Raw genomic sequence first — 15,205 nt, 5'->3', positions numbered from 1 at the left:
TTCAATCTCTACAACCTCAACGAGCCGGGCCGCGCGCTCTACTCGGACAAGGACGGTTGGACGCAAGAGGAATACGAGCGAAAGATCGCCTGGACGGTGCGGCAGCTCGGCGTGCTGAAGTCGGACGTCTTCGGTTTCCAGGAGCTGTGGCATGCCGCCTCGCTGGCCCGGGCACTCGAGGCCGCGGGCCTCACGGACTCGTACGACCTGCTGGTGCCGCCCGACGCCGATGGCCGCAAGATCGTCTGCGCCGCGATCGTGCGCAAGGGGCTGCTCAGCAGCACGCCGAACTGGATCAGCGAGTTTCCGCAGAAGTTCAAGCTGCAATCCAGCGGCGACGATCCGCAAACGCCGGAGATCGACGTGACGATCCGCGGCTTCTCCAGGCCGGTGGCGCATTTCACGATCAAGCCGCGCGAGGACGAGCCGGACGTCCATGTCTATGTGTGCCACTTCAAGTCGAAGGCACCCACCAAGGTCTTCAACGAAGCATGGTTCAAGGTGGACAAGGCCGCCTACGGCAAGCATTCGACGGCGCTGGGTGGCGCGCTGTCGACGATCCGGCGCACCGCCGAGGCCGCTGCGCTGCGCTTTCTGCTGACCGAGCAGATGAAGGGCAACGACACGCCTGTGATCGTGCTCGGCGACATCAACGACGGCCAGCAGAGCAACACCGCCAACATCCTGACCGAGCAGCCCCGCTACCTGGTGGGCGACTCCGTCGGCGGCGGCGACGTGGCGCTCTACACCGCGCAGACGCTCCAGGAATACCGGGACACGCGCGACGTCTACTACACCCACGTGCACCAGGACTTCCGCGAATCGCTGGACCACATCCTGGTCAGCGAGCAGTTCTACGACAACAGCCGCAAGCGGCTCTGGCTCTTCGACGGGCTGGCCGTGAACAACGACCACCTCAACTTCGACGACCACAAGGCCGACGGCACCAACGACCACGGGATCATCCGTGCCGTCTTCAAGCACAAGCCGATCAAGCTGGGGGTGTAGTCAGAACAGCGGCGCCGTGTCGCTGGGCGGCCGCGCGCCTTCGATCATCAGCATCCTGAGCTTCGCCGTCGCGCCGCCATGCGCCGAGAAGCCGCCGGGCTTGCCGCCGGCCGCCAGCACGCGGTGGCAGGGCACCACGGGCGCGAAGGGGTTGTGGCCCAGCGCCTGCCCGACGGCGCGCGAGAGGCCCTTGTCGCCGAGCTCTGCGGCGATCTCGCCGTAGCTGCGCGTGTGGCCGGGCACGATGCGGCGCGCGATCTCGTAGACGCGGCGGTGGAAGTCGGGCACGCCTTGGTAGTCCAGCACGATCTCCGCCAGGTCGCGCGGCGCGCCTTCGAGCAGCGCACGGATCGCGTCGCAAGCGGCCTGCACCGTGGCCGGCGGCACCACCTCCGGCACCTGCGCGAAGCGTCGCTGCATGCGCGAGCGCGTGGCGCCCTCCCCGGCCTCGGGCAACTGCACGCCGACGATGCCCCGCGCACCCCAGGCGATCCCGCAGGCGCCGATGGCGGTGTCGAAGAGCGCGAAGCCTTCGGGGTTCATCTCAGCCCTGGCAGGGGTTCGCCGCGTTGTTCTGCACGGCGGTCACGCTGCGCGCAATGGCGCCGGCCAGCCGCGCCGTGGCGCGCTGGGCGCCGCGAGCCAGCGCGTCGATGCCGCGGCCTTCCACGGGCTCCGGCACGGAGAGCTGGCAGCTGACGGCCAAGCCCTCTTCGGTGCGGCGCAGGGTCCAGCTGAAGCCGGCGTCGACGCGGCTGCCTTCGACGGCATCGAACTGCCGCAGCTGCACCGCGATGCGCATCACCGGCTGGCCGCGCGGGCGGCCGCCCTTGGTGGCGTCCACGGCGCCGAGGCGCCGCGCGATACCGCTGCCCAGCGCGTCGCGCAACTCGTTCTCGAAGGAGGAGGACCAGCGGTGCTGTTCCAGGATGTCGACCTCCGGCCCCGCGGCCGCATCCTTTTGCCGCACCACCAGCTGCGGGCGCGCGAAGCGTTCTGGCATGGCGATGGGCGCGAGCTCGATGTAGCCCGTGGCGCCGCCGGTCGCCGCCGCGGGCGGGGCCGGCTCGGCATCGGCCAGGCTGTAGTACTGGGGCGCGGGGCTGGCGCAGGCGGCCAGCAGCGCGGCGGCGGCCAGCGCCAGGCCGCGTGCTCGGATCGTGCTCATTTCTTCTTGTCCTCCGGCTTGCCGCGCAGCAGCGACTCGGGGTGGCGTTCGAGGTAGTCGGTCAGCACGCGCAGCGAGCCCGCGGCGCGCGTGACTTCCTGCAGCGTCTGGCGCATGTCCTGCTGCAGGGGCGAATCGTCGGCCAGGGTTTTCTCGGCGCTGTTCAGCGTCTTGCGCACGTCCTTCATCGCAGCGGCCATCTCCGGACTCACGTCGTTCTTCAGGCTGCTGGTCAGCTGCTCGGCGCTGGCCAGGGTCTTGTCGAGCGTGGCCAGCGTCTTGCGCAGGTCGCGGCCGATTTCCTCGAAAGGCACCTTGTTGAGCTTGCGCGCGATATCGCCCACCTGTGCCTGGATCTCGTCCAGGCTGTTGGCCACGGTGGGCATCTCGACCGGGTTCTGATTGAGGTCGATCTTCACCGGCGGGGACTTGGGGAAGAAGTCGAGCGCCACGTAGACCTGGCCGGTCAGCAGGTTGCCGGTGCGCAGCTGCGCGCGCAGGCCCTTGTCGACCAGGAACTTCAGGCGTTCGGTCTGCGTGTAGCGCGACTCCTGCGTGCCGAGGTTCTGGCCGCGGCGCAGGCGGTCGGGGTAGACCTGGACCAGCACCGGCATCCTGAACTCGCGTCCCTGCGGGTCGAACTCGACGCCAATGGACTTGACCTCGCCGATCTCCACGCCGCGGAAGTCCACCACCGAGCCCGGCGAGAGCCCGCGCAGCGACTGGTTGAAGTACATCAGCAGGGGTTGCGAGGGCCCGTCCGGCTCCTTCATGGCGGTGACCTCGTCCTCGGCCAGTGCAAAGGTGGTGTTCTCCTGCGCCAGCGGGCCCTGTGCATCGTCGGGCGCCTGGAAGGCGATGCCCCCGAGCACGATGGTGGCGAGCGACTGCGTCCGCAGCTTCACGCCGCTGGCGCTGAGCTGCACATCGAGGCCGCTGGCATGCCAGAAGCGCGTGTTCACCCCCACGAACTTGTCGTAGGGCGCGTTGATGAACACGCGAAGCAGGACGCCGCGGCCGTCGCCGTCGAGCTCGTAGGCCGCAAGCTGGCCCACCTTGATGCGCCTGAAGTAGACCGGCGAGCCGATGTCCAGCGAGCCGACGTCGCGCGCGCGCAGCAGGAACTGCTTGCCCGAGGCGTCGCGCGTGACGATGGGCGGCGCCTCCAGCCCGGTGAATTCGCTCGCCGTCTCCTCGGAGCTGCCGGCGTCGGCGCCGATGTAGGCGCCCGAGAGCAAGGTGCCCAGGCCCGAGATGCCCGAGGTGTCCAGGCGCGGGCGCACCACCCAGAAGCGCGTGTCCTGGGCGGTGAAGCTCTTCGCTTCCTTGTTGAGCTGCACCACCACGCGCACGTTCGTGCGGTCGCTGGCCAGGCGGATGGTCTGCACGGTGCCGATCTGCACGTCCTTGTACTTCACGGCGGTCTTGCCGGCCTCGAGGCCCTCGGCGGTCTTGAAGGTCAGCACCACTTCGGGCCCGCGGTCGAACAGGATGCGCGCCACAAGCGCAACGCCGACCAGCGCCGCCACGATGGGGATCAGCCAGATCAGCGAGGGCAGCCAGTTGCGGCGCCTGACGATGACCGGCTTGGCCAGCGGCCTCGTTTCGTCCTGCGGGTCGGTCATACCACTTGTTCCTTGCTAGCCATGCGGGGTTCGGGCTCCTCGTCTTCCATCACATCCTTGCTGTCCCAGGTGAGGCGCGCATCGAAGCTCAGCGAGGCCAGCATGGTCAGCACCACCACCGCGCCGAAGGCCGCGATGCCGACGCCGGCCGTGATCTCGGCGAAGCCCTGGATGCGCACCAGGCCGGCCAGCAGCGACACCACGAAGACGTCGAGCATGGACCAGCGGCCGATGATCTCGAGCGCCTGGTAGAGCTTCGCCCGTTCGGGCTGGCGCCAGTCGCTGTGGCGCTGGGCCAGCACCGCCAGCAGGATCAGCGACGTGAGCTTGAACAGCGGCACCAGGAAGCTGGCGATGAAGATGATCGCCGCCAGCCCGTACGCGCCCGAGACCCAGAAGTAGATCACGCCGGAGAGGATGGTGTCGTACTGCGATCCCAGCAGGCTCTTGGTGATCATCACCGGCAGCAGATTGGCCGGCACGTACATGATGCAGGCCGCGATCAGGTAGGCCCAGGTACGCTGGATGCTCTGCGGCTTGCGCCGGTGCAGGTGGGTGCCGCAGCGCCCGCAGGGCTCGCCCTCGCCGGTGTCGCACCACACGGTGCCGCAGTGGTGGCAGCTCAGCAGGCCGAGCCCGGCGGCGGTCTGGATGGTCATTTTCTCTGCCCCGGCCGGGGCTCGAGCGCCATTTCCCAGAAGGCGCGCGGGTTGAAGGACAGCACCGCCGTCAGCAGCACGGTGAGGCCCATGAAGGCCCACAGCGCCGGCCCGGCCACCACCTGCGCCAGGCTCGAGAGCTTGACGATCGCGACCAGCACGCCCAGCAGGAAGACTTCGATCATTCCCCATGGCCGCAGCATCTGCAGGATCCGCACCAGGACGCCGAAGCCGGCCGGCTTGCGCTCGCGCGCCATCGGCACCAGCAGGTAGAACAGGATGCACAGCTGCAGCAGCGGGAACAGGATGGTGGTGGCCAGCACGAGCAGCGCCACCGGCGACATGCCTTCGGTGCTGAGCACCACCACCGCGCCGGCCAGCGTGGTCTGGCTGTGCAGGCCCTTCACCTGGATCTCGACGATCGGGAACAGGTTGGCGATCGCGAACAGGATCAGGCTGGCCACCGTGAGCGGCAGCACGCGCGCGCCCTGCTCGCCGGCATGGCGGTCCAGTTCGGCGCCGCAGCGGGCGCAACGGGCGACCTGGCGCCGGCGCAGGGGCTGGCGCTGGTAGACCGCGTCGCAGCCCTCGCAGACGATGGCGTCGGGAACTTCCTTCATGGTCGTGAATGGCGCGGGCCCGCGGCCCGGTGCGGCTTATTGTCCGCGAGGCGCGCGGCCAGGTAGTCGAGCAGCGCGCGGATGCGCGCCGGCAGCCGGCCGGCCTTGCCCAGGTAGACGGCATGGACCGGCACCTTGTCGCCGGGATTGAACTCCTCCATCACCGGCACCAGCCGCCCGGCCTCGAGGTCGGGCTGGATGTGATAGAGCGAGAGCCGCCCCAGGCCCACGCCCTCCAGCACCAGCCGCCGCAGCGTCTCGCCGTCGCCCGCGCGCACCGTGCCCGCCACGGGCATCTCGACCTGGCGGCCGTCGACCCGAAGCGGCCAGTCGGGCGCAGAGCGGCGGTAGGTGGAGCCGATGCGGTTGTGCGCCTCCAGCTCCCCGGGCGTGCGGGGCGTGCCGTAGCGCTCCAGGTAAGCGGGCGAGGCGACGATCGCCTGGCCGGTGTCGAACAGGTGGCGCGCCACCAGGTCGGAGGGCGGCAGCGGGCCCCAGCGGATCGCGACATCGGTGCGCTCGTCCATCAGGTCGACCACGCGGTCGGTCAGCACGATGTCGAGCGTGACCTGCGGATGCAGCTCCAGGAAGCGCGGCACCAGCGGCATCAGGACGCAATGGCCGAAGGAGTAGCTGGCGTTGATACGCACCCGCCCGCGCGGCGCGGCCCCGGCGGCGGCACAGCGCTCGGCCTCGTCCATGTCGGCCAGCACGCGCACGCTGCGCTCGTAGAAATTCTGACCCTCGGGCGTGAGCTGCAGCTTGCGGGTGGAGCGGTGCACCAGCTGCGTCGCCAGCCGGGCCTCGAGCCGCGCCACCAGCTTGCTGACGGCCGAGGGCGTCATGCCCAGCACCCGCGCGCCGGCCGAGAAGCTGCCGCGGTCGACCACCTGCACGAAGGCTTCCATTTCGCCGGAGCGGTTGACATCGATCCGCGCCATATGTGAATTCAACTCACAGTTCTGTGTCCGAACGGCATTCTAGTCATCCAGGCGCGGCGCCCGCACAGTACAGGACATCATGCCCATCGCCCTCCTCGCCCTCACCGCTGGTGCCTTCGGCATCGGCACCACCGAATTCGTCATCATGGGCCTGCTGCTGCAGGTCTCGGCGGATCTTCATATCTCCATCGCGGCCGCAGGCCTGTTGATCTCGGGCTATGCGCTCGGGGTTGCGGTCGGCGCGCCGCTGCTCACCATCGCCACGCGGCGCGCCTCGCGCAAGACCGTGCTGCTGGCGCTGATGGCGATCTTCACGCTCGGCAACATCGCCTGTGCGCTCGCGCCCAGCTACGAGACGCTGATGGCCGCGCGCGTGATCACCTCGCTGGCGCACGGCACCTTCTTCGGCGTCGGCTCGGTGGTGGCCACCGGCCTGGTGGCGCCCGAGAAGCGCGCCTCGGCCATCGCCATCATGTTCACCGGCCTCACCGCCGCCACCATGCTCGGCGTGCCGGCCGGCGCCTGGCTGGGCCTGCACTTCGGCTGGCGCTCGACCTTCTGGGCCGTGGCGCTGATCGGCGTGCTCGCACTGGCGGTGCTCGCGCTCTTCGTGCCGCGCGACCACGCCGCGGACCGGCAGGCCCCGGCCCCGCTGCGCGAAGAGCTCGCGGTGCTGGCCCGGCCCCAGGTGCTGCTGGGGCTCGCGATGACCGTGCTGGGCTATGCCGGCGTGTTCGTGGTCTTCACCTACATCCAGCCGCTGCTGACGCGCATCACCGGCCTGCCCGAATCCGCCGTCTCGCCGCTGCTGCTGCTCTTCGGCGGTGGTCTCGCGGTCGGCAACATCCTGGGCGGCAAGCTGGCCGACCGGGCGCTGATGCCGGCGGTGCTGGGCACGCTGGCGGTGCTGGCCGCGGTGATGGCCCTGATGCAGCCGGGGCTCCAGACCGGCGTGACGGCGGCCCTCTTCGTCGGGCTGCTGGGCGTCGCCGCCTTCGCCACGGTGGCGCCGCTGCAGCTGCGCGTGCTCGAGAAGGCGGCCGGCGCGGGCCAGAACCTCGCCTCCAGCCTGAACATCGCGGCCTTCAACCTCGGCAATGCGCTCGGCGCCTGGGTCGGCGGCGCGGTGATCGAGCACGGTCCCGGCCTCGGCGCGCTGGGCTGGGTGGCGGCGCTGCTCACGCTGGTGGGCCTGGCCATCGCGCTGTGGAGCCGCGCGCTCGACCGGCGCGAGCCGGCGCTCGCGGATTGCGCCCCAGCCCGTAGCTGAAATCGCTTCCTCATTCCTCAATCCGATTCGAACCAAGGACTCGTCATGGAACATCGCTACCTCGGCAACTCCGGCTTCAAGGTGCCGGCCCTCGGCTTCGGCGCCGGCACCTTCGGCGGGCAGGGGCCGCTCTTCAGCGCCTGGGGCAACACGGACGTCAACGGCGCACGCCGCATCGTCGACATCTGCCTCGACGCCGGCGTCAATCTCTTCGACAGCGCCGACGTGTACTCGAACGGCGCCTCCGAGTCCATCCTCGGCGCCGCCATCAAGGGCCGGCGCGACAAGGTGATCCTCTCGACCAAGATGTCGCTGCGCGCCGGCGAAGGGCCCAACGACGTCGGTTCCTCCCGCCACCACCTGGTCAGGGCGACCGATGCTGCGCTCGAGCGCCTGGGCACCGATTACATCGACCTGCTGCAGCTGCACGCCTTCGACGCGATGACGCCCGTCGAGCAGGTGCTGCGCACCCTCGACGATCTGGTCCGCGCAGGCAAGGTGCGCTACATCGGCGTGTCGAACTTCTCGGGCTGGCAGCTGATGAAATCGCTTGCCGCTTCGGACCGGCTGGGCCTGTCGCGCTACGTCGCCAACCAGACTTACTACTCCTTGATCGGCCGCGACTACGAATGGGAGCTGATGCCGCTGGCCATCGACCAGGGCATGGGCGCGATCGTCTGGAGCCCGCTGGGCTGGGGCCGGCTCACGGGCAAGATCCGGCGCGGCCAGCCGCTGCCGGCCGGCAGCCGCCTGCACGACACGGCAGGCTTCGCACCGCCGGTCGAGGAGGAGCGCCTCTACCGCGTGGTCGACGCCATGGACCAGGTGGCCGAGGAGACCGGCAAGACCTTGCCGCAGATCGCGCTCAACTGGCTGCTGCAGCGCCCCACCGTGGCCAGCGTGCTGATCGGCGCGCGCGACGAGGAACAGCTCGAGCAAAATCTCGGCGCCTTGGGCTGGCAGCTGACGGCCGAGCAGGTGAAGCGCCTCGATGCGGCCAGCGCCGTGACGCCGCCCTACCCCTACTACCCCTACTGGAACGGGCAGTTTTCGGAGCGCAGCCCGGTGGCCGTCTGAGCTTTTGCGTGCTTGGCCGTGGCGGGGCGGCGACGGAGCGCCCCGGTCCGGCGCGCTGTTAAGGATGCGATAAGGACGGGTATGCATCATGGCGGCCAACCGGACCCGAACACGCATGCCGAACCCCGACCACAAGCCCGCCACTGTCACCGAAACCCGGGCGCGAGCCGGAGGGCAATCGCTGAGCGGCCCTGCCGGATAGACAATCCCGCCCCATGCGCATCCTTCTCGCGGAAGACGACACCCTGCTCGGCGAAGGCCTTCGCGCGGGCCTCCAGCAGCTCGGCTTCCAGGTCGACTGGGTCCACGACGGCCTCGCCGCCGAGCGCGAGCTGCGTGCGAACCCTTACGCGGCTTGCGTGCTCGACCTGAGCCTGCCCCTCAAAGACGGGCTGTCGGTGCTCACGGTCATTCGCGGAGCGGGCGTGACGCTGCCCGTGTTCGTGCTGACGGCGCGGGACGCGCTGCACGATCGGGTCCGCGGCCTCGATGCCGGCGCGGACGACTACGTGGTCAAGCCGGTGGACATGCGCGAGCTCGCGGCACGCCTGCGGGCGCTGGTGCGGCGCTCGCATGGTCAGCCACAGGAATGCCTGATGGCCCGGGATGTTCTCCTGGACCCCGCCGCACGCGCGGTCCACAAGGCGGGCGAGCCGGTGCTGCTCTCGAGCCGGGAGTTCGACCTGCTGCACACGCTCATGCTGCATGCCGGCCGCGTCCTGTCGCGGGAGCAGTTGGAGAAGCACCTCTACAGCTGGGGCCAGGAGGTAGAGAGCAACGCCATCGAGGTCCATGTCCATCGGCTGCGGCGCAAGCTGGGCAATGCGCTCATTCAAACCGTGCGCGGCGTGGGCTATGTGCTGATGCGCTCTTCTTCCGCTTCGCCGTGATCCGGGCCGCCTACTCGCTGCAGGGCCGCCTGGCAAGGCTGGTACTGGGCTTCGTCGTCGTGGCCTGGATCAGCACCGCGGTCATCACCTGGTTCGACGCGCGCCAGGAAGTGGAGAAAATTCTCGACAGCCATCTCGCGCAGGTGGCCGCGCTGGTCATGGCCCAGCACGGCGGGTCCGGGAACGATCTCCAGGTCGACGTGCTCACGTCGCATCGAAACGCCATCCTCTGGGCCGTCCTCCGGAGCACCTTGTGGCCCTTGTTCGCCGCTTTGCCGCTGCTGGTGCTGGCGGTGTGGTGGGCGGTTCACCGGGGGCTGCGCCCGATGCGGCGGCTCGGGCGCTCGCTGCTCGAGCGCCGGCCCGATGTGCTGGACCGCGTGCGCTTCGACGATGCGCCTTCCGAGATGGTGCCGATGATCGATGCGCTCAATGCCCTGTTCCGGCGCATCGAGTTCCTGCTGGAATCCGAGCGGCGCTTCACCTCCGACGCCGCCCATGAACTGCGCACGCCCATCGCGGCGATCCGCGCCCATGCGCAGGTCGCGATGCAGGAGGCAGATGAACAGCGCCGCTCCCGTGCGCTGCAAGGCACCCTCGACGGCTGCGACCGCGCCACGCGCCTGGTCGAGCAGTTGCTCACGCTTTCGCGCCTGGAAGCCGATGCCATGCCCGAAGACAAGGACGTCGACCTCGCCGCCCTCGCCCGCCGCGTGCTGGCCGACATCGCGCCGCGGGCACTCGCCAAGCGGCAGTCCCTGGAATTGAGCGATGGCCCGGCTTGCGTCATCCGCGGCGACGAGACGCTGCTGGCGGTGCTGGTTCGCAACCTCGTCGACAACGCCGTCCGCTACAGTCCGCGCTCGGCCCGCATCGAGGTGCGCGTTGTATGCGGCGCCTCGGGCGTTCGGCTCAGCGTGGAAGACGGCGGCCCCGGCCTGCGAGATTCAGACATGCGCCGCCTGGGCGAGCGCTTCTTCAGGGCCCTGGGCAATGCGGAAAGCGGCAGCGGCCTGGGATTGTCGATTGCGCGCCGCATCGCTGCAGTGCATCGCATGGCGATCGACATCGGGCGCTCCCCGGCCCTGGGCGGACTCGCGGTCCATGTCCGCTACATGCCTTCTCCGCCGAACTGAACCATGTCCGACACCCGAATACCCTTCCACGTCACCCTGCTCAATGCGCAGCGCCGCCACATCCTGTGCATGAAGTGGGGCACCAAGTACGGCCCCGAGTACGTCAACCGCCTCTATGCCATGGTGCGCCGAAACCTGCGCAGCGGCTTCCGCTTCACCTGCCTGACGGACGACCCGCAGGGCATCCGCTCCGAGGTGGAGTGCCGGCCCATCCCCCCGCTCGACCTGCCCGAGGGCACGCCCGAGCGCGGCCGGACCAAGCTGGTCGGCTTCGCCGCCGATCTGTACGGCCTGCGCGGCACGGCGCTCTTCCTCGACCTGGACGTGGTGATCGTCGGCGGGCTCGATCCCTTCTTCGAGTATCCGGGCAAGTTCCTGATCATCGAGGACGACAAGCGGCGGTGGCGGCGGCGCGTGACCGGCGATTTCTCGGTCTTTCGCTTCGAGATCGGTGCTCATCCGGATGCCGGTCCCGTCCGGCAGCTTGACGAACACCTCGGCGTTGAGGCCCTGGGTCACCACCACGGTGTTGTTGATCAACTGGTCGCCGAACCAGCGCTGCCCGAGCGTGGCGGTGACCAGCTTGGCCAGCGGCCGCGCCGGGTCCATCAGGAGGTCGAAGGAGGCCTTGTGCTCGACGATGGTGCCCACGGCGTCGAGGGCGGAGTCCTCGCCCATGGCCTGGAAGCCGTCGGAGTTGACCGCTGCGGTGGCGTTGAAGTTGTGGGTCCAGCCCTTGCCGAGAGACCCGTTCTGGTGGCGCATGCCGGAGCTGTACAGGCGCTGGAAGCTCAGGGACTGCGGGAAGCTGCCGACGCCGACGTTGAGGTCCTCGTGGTTGTAGAGGAAGTGGCCTTGGACCATGTCGATCGGGTCGCCGAGGAGGTCCAGGCCTGCCTGGATCAGGCTGAAGGGTGGTCGGACTCCATAGACCACAGTTTCGGTGGCCGTCCCTGCGGACTGAGGGTAGGTCGAGTAGCCGCCCGAGAGGCCATTGCTGATGACGGAGCCCAGGTAGAGGCCCGAGCCCACGGTGAAGTAGCCCGCACCGGCCCAACTGTTCTCGGCGATGTCGCAGCGCGCGGGCAGGATCAGGCGCAACCCAGAGGCCAGGTAGCTGTTGAAGTTGGCCAGGTGCGCACTGCATCCCGTGAGGTTGGGCTGCACGGCGCTGGCGTAGTTGGCGGCAGTCGCGTTGTAGATGCGCTGGCCGGCGGCCGAGGCCAGGTCGATGAGCTTGACGGTTGAGACTGCCGGAACCCCGGTGGTCTGCTGCACCGCGGTGGACTCCAGGATGCTCAGGTGCATGGCCCAGTTGGCGAAGGCGGCGCTCTCCTTGTCGACATTGCCGGCGAGGTTGGCCACGGCCAGCACGTTGCTCGGGAGGTCGACATAGGCGCTGCCGGTGTAGCCGACGATGCCGATCTGGTGCTGGTGCAAGAGAGTCGTGTCGGCGATGCGCTCGGTGATCGAGCCGGCGTGGGTGTTCTGGGCAATCCACTGGGCGCCGATGACAGCGAGCGTCGATCCCAGCAAAGGTTCTGAAGCATCGGCGGCGCCGGAGGCCTTGAGGTCGCTGAGCACGCGCCGGTAATTCTCGGCGGTGCCACGGCCGGCGGGGCCCCAGCCGTTGGCGATCAGGAAGGTGTTGGTGCCCCCGCCCTTGATCTTCTGGGTGAAGCTGTGGTTGGCCCAGGTGGAGACGTAAGCGTTGTGGGTGACGGTGAAGGTGATGGGGGTGGAAACACCTGGGGTCACTGCCGTGCCCGCGCACCGACGGCCACGCCGTCGAGCTTGAGCACCGGCTGGTTGGCGCCGTTGTAGGTGAGGGTCAAACGCCGGCCGTAGATGGCGTCGGAGGTGTAAGTCTGGTCGATGCCCTGGTACTGCACCCGCAGGGTGGGCTTCATGTAGCCCGGGAGCTCGGCCAATTCCTCGCTGCCCCAGGCGGTGTTCTGGTAGGGCAGCGCGCTCTGGCGCAGCGCGCCGTAGAAGGGGACGATGGTCTTGCCGCCGATGACGTCGTCCAGGGTGGCAGCGGGCTTGCTGGTGCGCAGGTGACCTGCGAGGATGCCGGCGTACTTCTCGAGATTGAAGCGGATGTTGGTGCGGTTGATGTTCTGCACGTAGTCGCCAGTGACGGTGGCGCCGCTCTGGGCCGAGGCCAGGTGGTTGGCGGCGTTGTAGCCGGCGGCACTGGCGAGGTCGATGCCGGTCTTGAAGGTGTGGGGCTTGTAGCTGGGGTCGAAGGCATACCAACTGCCGTTGATCCTGACCTTGACCCAGACGTGCTCGAAGGACACATCGGTCAATGCGGCTACGGTGCCGGGGCAGCTGCCGGCACTGGTGGCGTTGATCTCGTAGACTGGGATCTGGGCCTGGCCGAGCAGCGACAGGACGCCGCAGGCGTTGGCGGTGCTCACGCCCCACCACTCGGCCAGTTGGGCGGCGCTGAGCTTGGCGATGCCGCGCACGTAGTTGGCCTCGAAGCCGGAGGCGCGCAGGAGCTCGACCATCAAGGTGGCCTGGTCGTGGGCGGTGGCCTGGTTGTCCAGCACCGAGCCAAGGGCGCCTTTTTGGCTTCCGAAGACAGGGTAGTACTCGATGTTGTTGCGGACGTACTGGTAGATGAGGTCGGGTGATTGCGCAAGGAGCGCGCGAGCTCGGCGATGGAGGCGGGGCCCAAGGCGTTGCCATCGCCGGAGATCTTCATGGCCGACGTCGAGGTCGAGGCCGAGGTCTTGCTGGTCTTGGGGGCCGCGGTGACGCCTTGATTGACGTTGGCCGGAAGCACTCTGGCCTTGAGGACGCGCTGGGCGTCGGCGAAGGTGACCGGGGGCATGTTGGCGCGCAGGACGCCGGGGGCGGGGGCGAACTCCCCAGCGCCAGCGCTGGCGGCGCCGGCTGCGGTAGCGCCACGGGCGGAAGCACCGGCCTCCTTGGCACCGTCCTTGACGGCCTCGCGCCGCACCGGGTCCTTGGCAGCGGGCAAATCGTCCGGCAGGTAGCGCAGAGCGGGCTGGCCGCTGGCGAAGTTCAACGAACTGCCCGAACCCGCCGTGGCATTGGAGGACGAACGCTGGCTGGCCTTGGCATTGGCAACGGGTACGGGAACGCCGAGGGCAACGGAAGGCGCTGCCGCCTTGCGAGCAACGCCGCTCTGGATCTGCGCAGCAGCGATGCCGCCTGCAAGCGATGTGGCGACGGCCACGACAACGGCGCAGGCGCGCGCGAGCTTGGACATGGGAACTCCCCGAGGTTTTTTATGGAAAGGAAATGAACAGCCCCTGCCCTCCCGGGCCAGGGCCGCGACAGCGCGCCGACGCTACGGCGTGGTAGTCGCCACTGAGATGCGATTACCCCCGGCGTCGTAGCTGTACGTGATCGTGGTGGTGGAGGTACCGTTGCTGTACACGGCACTGGCCAGACGCCCCAAGGCGTCATAGCCGTAGCTCACGGATCCGGCGTGGGCGGCACCGGCGCCCAACAGCAGAAGCCCGGCCAGGGCTGCTCGATGGAAGTCGCGACGCGACGTGGTTGGCCTCATGCTTTTTTTGCTCCCGTCTTGATGACGGAGCGCATTAGGCCTTCAATGGGCGTCTTGCGTAACTACCAACCTTGGTAGGACAGACTGGTAAGACTTCCGCCTGCCTTCTGTCCGCCAGACGCAGCGGGTCAGCTCGAGCGTCAGCCGCCCAAGCTCTGCCAACGCTAGAGCGTCGACAGCTGGCTGACCCCGCCGAAGCCGCTCTCCCCGTGCTGCGATTGCGTCGCCGCCTTCACCAACTGCACCCGGTTGCGGGCCGCGAAGCGGCGCCGCAGTTGGCGCATGTGGTAGTCCACCGTGTGCGACGACAGCTGCAAGCGGTAGGCGATCTCCTTGTCGCTGCGCCCCTGCAGCAGGTGCTCGAGGATGTACTGCTGCGTCGGCGACATGCCCGACATCTCGGCCCGCGCCGCCGCCGGTGCGGCCGGCACGCGCGCGTGGCGCGACAGGTACTCGTGCACGCTCAGGCTCAGCACCAGCGACTGGCCCACCACGTCCTCGGTGATCCAGCTGCGGCTGAGCGCGCTCGAGGTCAGGCTGATCACCGTGTGCTCGTTCACGTGCGTGGGCGAGGCCAGGCGAAAAAACAGGCCGCTGCGGATGCCGCTGGCATGCAGGTCGTCCAGAAAGCGTCGGCGCCGCTCGCTCGGGTCCGGGCCGGTGAGCGAGGCTTCCAGCTGGCTCACGTCCCACAGCAGCGGCAGGCTGGAGGCCGGCGCCTCCTGGTGCCGCGCATCCACCTCGTAGTGGCGCTGCGCGAAGTAGCGACGCACCCAGTGCGCATTGGCGTAGCCGGTGAAGAAGCTCAGCGGCCAGGACTGGCCGCGCACATAGGTGACCATGCCGTAGCCCATCCACTCGAAGCCGATCGCGTGCAGCATGCCGCGCACCAGGCGCGCCCGGGCGTCGATGCTGCCGGCCTCCACCAGATCCCGCACGATGCCGGGCAGCTCGGCATGGCGGCCCAGAGTCTCGGGCCGGCACAGCTGCTCCTCGGCATAGAGCTGCGGCGGAGGTCCGCCGGGCACGCTGCCTTCACCGGCCGAAGGCGCCGCTTCGCCGGCCCTCGCCGCAGGCAGCGACGAGGCCGCGGCGCGTTGCAGCAGGGATGACAGCATCATGGCCTGCACCTGCCCACGGGCATGTTCATCATCATGGTTGCGGATTCGCTGAAAGGCGCAGGCGCGCCACGGCAAACATTCATGATCATTCGGCCCCTCGCGGGCGTCCAGTGAAATTGATGAGCCAGATCGATGCGCTGCGT

The 15,205-nt window shown here is 68.9% G+C and carries 15 protein-coding genes and 2 pseudogenes; 6 read left to right on the top strand and 11 right to left on the bottom strand.

The genetic code is table 11. The features are described 5' to 3' along the window. Nucleotides 1-96 precede the first annotated feature (96 nt). Nucleotides 97-1,008, top strand: coding sequence for an endonuclease/exonuclease/phosphatase family protein (locus GXN78_RS27360; protein WP_239142943.1), 912 nt, complete (start codon nucleotides 97-99; stop codon nucleotides 1,006-1,008). Here the strand turns inward: GXN78_RS27360 and GXN78_RS27355 are convergent, their stop codons facing one another. From GXN78_RS27355 to GXN78_RS27330, 6 genes are read right to left on the bottom strand one after another with little or no spacing between them, the layout of a single operon-like run. Beyond that, a complete protein-coding gene (locus GXN78_RS27355; RefSeq protein ID WP_106554729.1) occupies nucleotides 1,009-1,551 on the bottom strand; it encodes a methylated-DNA--[protein]-cysteine S-methyltransferase in 543 nt (180 codons plus the stop codon). It lies immediately after the preceding gene. Nucleotide 1,552: 1 nt separating this feature from the next. After that, nucleotides 1,553-2,176 carry a PqiC family protein gene (locus GXN78_RS27350; RefSeq protein WP_106554730.1) on the bottom strand — a complete coding sequence of 208 codons (624 nt, stop codon included), beginning with the start codon at nucleotides 2,174-2,176 and terminating at the stop codon, nucleotides 1,553-1,555. Next, nucleotides 2,173-3,801 (bottom strand): MlaD family protein, encoded by a 1,629-nt coding sequence (locus GXN78_RS27345; RefSeq protein ID WP_106554731.1) that lies wholly within the window; start codon nucleotides 3,799-3,801, stop codon nucleotides 2,173-2,175. The genes GXN78_RS27350 and GXN78_RS27345 overlap by 4 nt, the downstream gene beginning before the upstream one ends. Then, entirely contained in the window at nucleotides 3,798-4,460 is a 663-nt protein-coding gene (locus GXN78_RS27340; protein WP_106554732.1) for a paraquat-inducible protein A, read from the bottom strand. The genes GXN78_RS27345 and GXN78_RS27340 overlap by 4 nt, the downstream gene beginning before the upstream one ends. Continuing rightward, nucleotides 4,457-5,080, bottom strand: coding sequence for a paraquat-inducible protein A (locus GXN78_RS27335; protein ID WP_106554733.1), 624 nt, complete (start codon nucleotides 5,078-5,080; stop codon nucleotides 4,457-4,459). Before GXN78_RS27335 ends, GXN78_RS27340 begins: the two co-directional genes overlap by 4 nt. Beyond that, nucleotides 5,077-6,021 (bottom strand): LysR family transcriptional regulator, encoded by a 945-nt coding sequence (locus GXN78_RS27330; RefSeq protein WP_106554734.1) that lies wholly within the window; start codon nucleotides 6,019-6,021, stop codon nucleotides 5,077-5,079. Before GXN78_RS27330 ends, GXN78_RS27335 begins: the two co-directional genes overlap by 4 nt. A 79-nt stretch (nucleotides 6,022-6,100) precedes the next feature. Here GXN78_RS27330 and GXN78_RS27325 point away from each other — a divergent pair, with 79 nt between their 5' ends. From GXN78_RS27325 to GXN78_RS41470, 5 genes and pseudogenes are all read left to right on the top strand, one after another. After that, a complete protein-coding gene (locus tag GXN78_RS27325) occupies nucleotides 6,101-7,291 on the top strand; it encodes an MFS transporter (RefSeq protein WP_106554735.1) in 1,191 nt (396 codons plus the stop codon). A 45-nt stretch (nucleotides 7,292-7,336) separates the two neighbouring features. Further along, on the top strand, nucleotides 7,337-8,368 hold the full coding sequence (locus GXN78_RS27320; RefSeq protein ID WP_106554736.1) for an aldo/keto reductase: 1,032 nt from the start codon (nucleotides 7,337-7,339) through the stop codon (nucleotides 8,366-8,368). A 215-nt stretch (nucleotides 8,369-8,583) separates the two neighbouring features. Then, on the top strand, nucleotides 8,584-9,258 hold the full coding sequence (locus tag GXN78_RS27315; RefSeq protein WP_106554737.1) for a response regulator transcription factor: 675 nt from the start codon (nucleotides 8,584-8,586) through the stop codon (nucleotides 9,256-9,258). Further along, nucleotides 9,255-10,394, top strand: coding sequence for an ATP-binding protein (locus tag GXN78_RS27310; protein ID WP_106554738.1), 1,140 nt, complete (start codon nucleotides 9,255-9,257; stop codon nucleotides 10,392-10,394). The genes GXN78_RS27315 and GXN78_RS27310 overlap by 4 nt, the downstream gene beginning before the upstream one ends. Before the next feature lie 3 nt (nucleotides 10,395-10,397). Further along, nucleotides 10,398-10,859, top strand: a pseudogene (locus GXN78_RS41470) (glycosyltransferase); the annotation flags it as partial. A 234-nt stretch (nucleotides 10,860-11,093) separates the two neighbouring features. Here the strand turns inward: GXN78_RS41470 and GXN78_RS42020 are convergent. The 5 genes and pseudogenes from GXN78_RS42020 to GXN78_RS27285 form a co-directional block, all read right to left on the bottom strand. Beyond that, a pseudogene (locus GXN78_RS42020) lies at nucleotides 11,094-11,702 on the bottom strand (DUF6531 domain-containing protein); the annotation flags it as partial. Between the two features lie 446 nt (nucleotides 11,703-12,148). Continuing rightward, a complete protein-coding gene (locus tag GXN78_RS41460; protein WP_239142966.1) occupies nucleotides 12,149-13,000 on the bottom strand; it encodes a transglutaminase domain-containing protein in 852 nt (283 codons plus the stop codon). Then, complete coding sequence (locus tag GXN78_RS41455; RefSeq protein ID WP_146162975.1) at nucleotides 12,910-13,638, bottom strand: hypothetical protein; 729 nt, start codon at nucleotides 13,636-13,638, stop codon at nucleotides 12,910-12,912. The genes GXN78_RS41460 and GXN78_RS41455 overlap by 91 nt, the downstream gene beginning before the upstream one ends. Nucleotides 13,639-13,719: 81 nt before the next feature. Next, nucleotides 13,720-13,941 (bottom strand): hypothetical protein, encoded by a 222-nt coding sequence (locus tag GXN78_RS27290; RefSeq protein ID WP_106554740.1) that lies wholly within the window; start codon nucleotides 13,939-13,941, stop codon nucleotides 13,720-13,722. 164 nt (nucleotides 13,942-14,105) lie between these two features. Then, nucleotides 14,106-15,062: a LuxR family transcriptional regulator gene (locus tag GXN78_RS27285; protein ID WP_164255798.1), complete on the bottom strand. Its 957-nt coding sequence runs from the start codon at nucleotides 15,060-15,062 to the stop codon at nucleotides 14,106-14,108. Nucleotides 15,063-15,205 lie beyond the last annotated feature (143 nt).

Source organism: Variovorax sp. WS11, from assembly GCF_010499245.1.
Taxonomy (GTDB): domain Bacteria; phylum Pseudomonadota; class Gammaproteobacteria; order Burkholderiales; family Burkholderiaceae_C; genus Variovorax.
The sequence above is the reverse complement of the archived record's forward strand: the minus strand, read 5'-3'. Positions and strand labels throughout refer to the sequence as shown.

Coding starts and splice junctions, on each gene's coding strand:
- GXN78_RS27340 (WP_106554732.1), bottom strand. CDS start 4,460: ATGACCATCCAGACCGCCGCCGGGCTCGGCCTGCTGAGCTGCCACCAC.
- GXN78_RS27350 (WP_106554730.1), bottom strand. CDS start 2,176: ATGAGCACGATCCGAGCACGCGGCCTGGCGCTGGCCGCCGCCGCGCTG.
- GXN78_RS27335 (WP_106554733.1), bottom strand. CDS start 5,080: ATGAAGGAAGTTCCCGACGCCATCGTCTGCGAGGGCTGCGACGCGGTC.
- GXN78_RS27345 (WP_106554731.1), bottom strand. CDS start 3,801: ATGACCGACCCGCAGGACGAAACGAGGCCGCTGGCCAAGCCGGTCATC.
- GXN78_RS27285 (WP_164255798.1), bottom strand. CDS start 15,062: ATGATGCTGTCATCCCTGCTGCAACGCGCCGCGGCCTCGTCGCTGCCT.
- GXN78_RS27290 (WP_106554740.1), bottom strand. CDS start 13,941: ATGAGGCCAACCACGTCGCGTCGCGACTTCCATCGAGCAGCCCTGGCC.
- GXN78_RS27320 (WP_106554736.1), top strand. CDS start 7,337: ATGGAACATCGCTACCTCGGCAACTCCGGCTTCAAGGTGCCGGCCCTC.
- GXN78_RS27315 (WP_106554737.1), top strand. CDS start 8,584: ATGCGCATCCTTCTCGCGGAAGACGACACCCTGCTCGGCGAAGGCCTT.
- GXN78_RS27325 (WP_106554735.1), top strand. CDS start 6,101: ATGCCCATCGCCCTCCTCGCCCTCACCGCTGGTGCCTTCGGCATCGGC.
- GXN78_RS41455 (WP_146162975.1), bottom strand. CDS start 13,638: ATGTCCAAGCTCGCGCGCGCCTGCGCCGTTGTCGTGGCCGTCGCCACA.
- GXN78_RS27330 (WP_106554734.1), bottom strand. CDS start 6,021: ATGGCGCGGATCGATGTCAACCGCTCCGGCGAAATGGAAGCCTTCGTG.
- GXN78_RS27355 (WP_106554729.1), bottom strand. CDS start 1,551: ATGAACCCCGAAGGCTTCGCGCTCTTCGACACCGCCATCGGCGCCTGC.